This window comes from Moorena sp. SIO3I6 (assembly GCF_010672095.1).
This window is the reverse complement of the sequence record NZ_JAAHHU010000782.1, coordinates 1-2,217: the sequence shown is the minus strand read 5'-3', so window position 1 is coordinate 2,217 and position 2,217 is coordinate 1. Positions and strand designations below refer to the sequence as shown.

Genomic DNA, 2,217 nt, shown 5'->3' with positions numbered 1-2,217 from the left:
ATATTACCATCAAAACCCTTCTCGAAAGCGAAGCTAATCAAGAGACCCTCGATGAGAAAACCAACCGAGTTGATATTCTCGCTGAAACCACTGATGGCGAGCTCGTCCTGATTGAAGTACAAAACAACCCTCAACACGATTATTTCCACCGTATGCTCTACGGTGCGTCTAAGTTAGTCACCGAATACTTAGGAAAAGGTCAAGAGTATGGTGAAATTAAGAAAGTATATTCAATTAATATAGTCTACTTTAACTTGGGGATGGGGGATGACTATATTTATTCCTATCGCGGAGAGTTTGTTGGGGCTAATCTTGGGGATATCCTGCAACCGACCAAAACTCAGGAGTTCAAATTTCACATCAACAAAGTAGCAGATATCTTCCCAGAATACTACCTGCTGAAAGTAAATAATTTTAAGGAATTAGCGAAAACTAGCTTAGATGAATGGATTTATTTTCTCAAAAACAGCGATATCAAAACGGAATTTTCGGCCAAAGGAATAGAAGAAGCGAAGGAGGCGCTGCGAGTCACTAATTTATCAGAACAAGAAAGAGCAGCTTACGAGCGTTACCTAAAAAATAAGCGTGACGAAGCCAGTATACTCAGTACCCAAGAGTTTGAGACGAGATGGCAAGTGGAACAGGCAGAAATTCGAGGTATGAAAAAAGGTATCCAACAAGGGAAACAAGAAGGTATTCAACAAGGAAAAAAAGAAGAAAAAATAGCGATCGCCCGTTCCTGTAGGGAACAAGGTTTAGATGTGGAGACTATTATGAAAATCACCCAACTTTCTCGGGAAGAGATTGAATCTTTATAAACTCCTACCCATCTTGATACCCCTTGAAGTCCTGGAATTGCCCAGTTTTGATATCCCACAACCTGACCTATTAGCAGATACGTGGTAATTGTTGACCGCTTAACAGATCCACGACCCTGGTTGCACCAATTTTACTCTGCATAGTGACTAGACTGGAATTCTCGTCTGTTACCTTGCCAATTAAACCAGCATCTTTTCCCAAGGAGTGCGATCGCATAATCTCCAAACCCTTTTGTGACTCTTGCTCCGGTAAAATAACCACAAATCGACCTTCATTGGCCACATAAAGCGGATCGAACCCCAGAATTTCACAGGCTCCTTGTAAATCTTCCTTGACTGGAATCAGACTTTCATCAATATGGATGCCAAGATTAGCCCCAAGGGCAATTTCGTTTAAAGCACTGGCCAAACCACCACGAGTCAGATCCCGCATACAGTGAATTTCGATCCCACTTTGGGTTAGGTCTAGTACCAAATCAGCAAGGGAAGCACAGTTGCGTAGGGTGCGTGATAAGACGGACTCGCCTTGATTTTATTGGTAGTCAGTGTTGGCAAAGTCCGTCCCGTAACGCACCACCAAAAGGCTCACCCTGATTTAATCGGTAGCTATTGTTGGGAAAGTCCATCCCGTAACGCACCACTTGCTAAATTTTTGCTTACTTAAATTCTGCCATGTAGATTGGAAATTGTGTTAGCTAATCACCAATTTTTATTTGTTTTTATTTTCGCCTAATATATTGTATTTTTTACTATTTCAAGTTTCGGTTTTTATTTAGGTATATTTTCCATTCAATACCGTTCAAGATTTTTATATCAAACTACTATACACCTATTTTTTGAGTCAATAGGCTAGAAGTCAGAAGCATTTACATTGACAATGATGGCCATGACCAAGAAGACTAATCCCAACCGAAAACGTTGGCTATTAATAGAGTTCGTTGTGGAGTTACTGGCTTTGTTCCTTGATGCAAACCTAATCATAGTCTTGAATCTTTGCTTGTTGATTTGGCGTTGGGTCAGGGAAGAAGAGGAGGAGGAGTAGGGTCGATATCATAGTTGTAAAAAAGAAGGGAAGTGTGGGAAGGGTGGGGAGATGGGGAGTGTAAGCTCAACAGAATTTTTTTCCCTCTTCCCTCTTCCCTCTTACCTGCTCCCTGCTCCCTGCTCCCTGTTCCCTAAAATCCAGCAATTTGTACCTAACAGCAATTGCAAACCGCTGTATCATAGTTGTAGTCTACTAATTTTTTGAGTAAACGCACCCTCAGCCCAATCTCAGCCATGAAATTCATCAGCCCCAAAACCGACTTTGCCTTTAAAAAAATCTTTGCCTCCCAGGAAAGTAAGCCGATTCTGATTAGCTTCCTCAATGCTCTTGTCTATCACAATCAACCTCTCATCG

At 41.5% G+C, this 2,217-nt stretch carries 4 protein-coding genes; 3 read left to right on the top strand and 1 reads right to left on the bottom strand.

Going from position 1 to position 2,217, the window contains the following annotated elements; genetic code table 11:
• Positions 1-818: Rpn family recombination-promoting nuclease/putative transposase (locus tag F6K49_RS42685; RefSeq protein ID WP_293107517.1), on the top strand; the 818-nt coding region annotated here is incomplete at its 5' end.
• A gap of 70 nt (positions 819-888) precedes the next feature.
• Here F6K49_RS42685 and F6K49_RS42680 read toward each other — a convergent pair.
• Entirely contained in the window at positions 889-1,293 is a 405-nt protein-coding gene (locus F6K49_RS42680; protein ID WP_229424163.1) for an AIR synthase-related protein, read from the bottom strand.
• A gap of 402 nt (positions 1,294-1,695) precedes the next feature.
• On the opposite strand from F6K49_RS42680, the gene F6K49_RS42675 reads away from it, so the two are divergent.
• Entirely contained in the window at positions 1,696-1,860 is a 165-nt protein-coding gene (locus F6K49_RS42675) for a hypothetical protein (protein ID WP_293107514.1), read from the top strand.
• 236 nt (positions 1,861-2,096) lie between these two features.
• Positions 2,097-2,217: PD-(D/E)XK nuclease family transposase (locus F6K49_RS42670; protein ID WP_293107520.1), on the top strand; the 121-nt coding region annotated here is incomplete at its 3' end.

Coding starts and splice junctions, on each gene's coding strand:
- F6K49_RS42675 (WP_293107514.1), top strand. CDS start 1,696: ATGATGGCCATGACCAAGAAGACTAATCCCAACCGAAAACGTTGGCTA.